The following is a 1,666-nucleotide window of genomic DNA, read 5'->3' as shown; positions in this document are numbered from 1 at the left end:
GCCCACTGCCCACTGCCAAGTTACAGATTGGGGCTCCAAGGCATACTCTGCAATATATTGGGGTTTTGATTAAAGTCGCACTCGGCTATTTCGTCGTCTTGCCTCCCATGGCCGTAAAGACCCTGTCCACCGGTTCCCAAAGCTCTATTTTATTTCCTTCGGCATCCATGATGTGCACAAACTTTCCATAATCAAAAGTTTCAATGTTATCGAGTACGGTTACTCCGTTTTCTTTGAGTTTGTCGACCAGCCCCTCAATGTTCTGAACCCTGTAATTGATCATAAATTCCTTCTTTGAGGGGGCAAAATATTCGCTTCCCTGGGCAAAAGGACTCCATTGCAGATAGTTTATCTCCTCCGGCCGGTGGGCATTTCTAAATTCAAAACTCGATCCCCATTGATTGACCTCCAGACCCAAATTCCGGGAATACCATTCTTTAATTTTCTCCGGGTTTTCCGAAAAAAAGAAAATACCCCCTATCCCGGTTACTTTAGGAATCGAATCTGCTTGTTGCTTTGATTTGTCCGTATGTTTACTCTGATCTGCCATGGTTTTTGGTTTATCGGTTGTCGAGTGACAGCGCGAAACTAAATAAACATATCAGCCGTCCTATGATTTTGGGGTTTTGCGAACTATTTGGACACTCCCCCGGTAGTCAGTGGTAACCTGTTTTACTCGTCGGGACCAATAACGACGGTTTCTACATTTTCAAACTCGAACTTTTTTAAGCCCTCATCCCATCCCCAGGATTTCACAGTCTGTTCTCTCTCCCCGGTGGGGGATTGAGCAACGGCAACGGTAAATAGTATATTACTTTCTTTCTTTGATTCAATGAAGGTTCCGTTGCCGCCCCATTCCTTATCCTCCGGCATGGAATAAACGGATCCATCGCGGGTATCAACCATTGCCCCGGTCACACAACCGGAGCCACAACCCCAGGTAACAACTACATAATGGGATGCAAAATTCACCTCAAGCGAATCGTACTTTTCAGTGATGACAGTTCGGTATTCTTTAGCTATAGGATTGCTTTCAAAGTTAATATCAGCCCTGCCATCGTTTTCGACTTTTTGAGATAGAGTAGTTTCGGTTTCCCGTTCTGTTTTAGTTCTGTCCTGGCAAGAAGTAATCGAGAGTGCCAGTAGTGTGATTAAGAATAGTTTTTTCATAAAAACTTTTTATATCCGGATGCATTAATACTCACGAATTTTATCGATAACAAATAGTCTGGAGGCTTCACCATCCTGCAATTTGTATTGTATTTGACGGGTTCCGCCCGTGGGATTGCTATTGGAGTCCCCTGACTTATATAAAGGAAATCTGCGTTGTAAACTTGCCTCCACAATAGCAAATTCATCGTGACCCATATACCCCATACTGGCTTCTTTATTTTCGGTGATATCCGGGAAATAGATTTGGCTTATGGACTTTCCACTATTTACAGAATAACCAATTACATTGCCATAGCTGCCACTTCCGGCTGAAACGGTATAAATTAAGATTTCAGGAAACCCATCGGAATTTAAATCTTCAATTTCTGCATTAACGATTTGTCCGTCTATTTCCAATGCAATTTTTTGATTATCAATTTCCAATCCACTAGGTTGAATGGTCAGCTCACTGACCGCACCCCCACCGATGGTTGTTATATCAAATGTTATATCC

General features: G+C 42.8%; 3 protein-coding genes. All 3 read right to left on the bottom strand.

Going from position 1 to position 1,666, the window contains the following annotated elements; genetic code table 11:
• Positions 1–85: 85 nt before the first annotated feature.
• On the bottom strand, positions 86–550 hold the full coding sequence (locus WBV75_RS13610; protein WP_424121129.1) for a VOC family protein: 465 nt from the start codon (positions 548–550) through the stop codon (positions 86–88).
• A gap of 122 nt (positions 551–672) precedes the next feature.
• Positions 673–1,170: a hypothetical protein gene (locus WBV75_RS13605; protein WP_424121128.1), complete on the bottom strand. Its 498-nt coding sequence runs from the start codon at positions 1,168–1,170 to the stop codon at positions 673–675.
• Between the two features lie 24 nt (positions 1,171–1,194).
• A partial coding sequence (locus tag WBV75_RS13600) for a PliI family lysozyme inhibitor of I-type lysozyme (RefSeq protein ID WP_424121127.1) occupies positions 1,195–1,666 on the bottom strand: 472 nt, incomplete at its 5' end.

The organism is Robiginitalea sp., from assembly GCF_049588695.1.
Taxonomy (GTDB): Bacteria; Bacteroidota; Bacteroidia; order Flavobacteriales; family Flavobacteriaceae; genus Robiginitalea.
Note: the sequence above shows the minus strand (reverse complement) of the source record. Positions and strands in the feature narration are given on the sequence as shown.

Coding starts and splice junctions, on each gene's coding strand:
- WBV75_RS13610 (WP_424121129.1), bottom strand. CDS start 550: ATGGCAGATCAGAGTAAACATACGGACAAATCAAAGCAACAAGCAGAT.
- WBV75_RS13605 (WP_424121128.1), bottom strand. CDS start 1,170: ATGAAAAAACTATTCTTAATCACACTACTGGCACTCTCGATTACTTCT.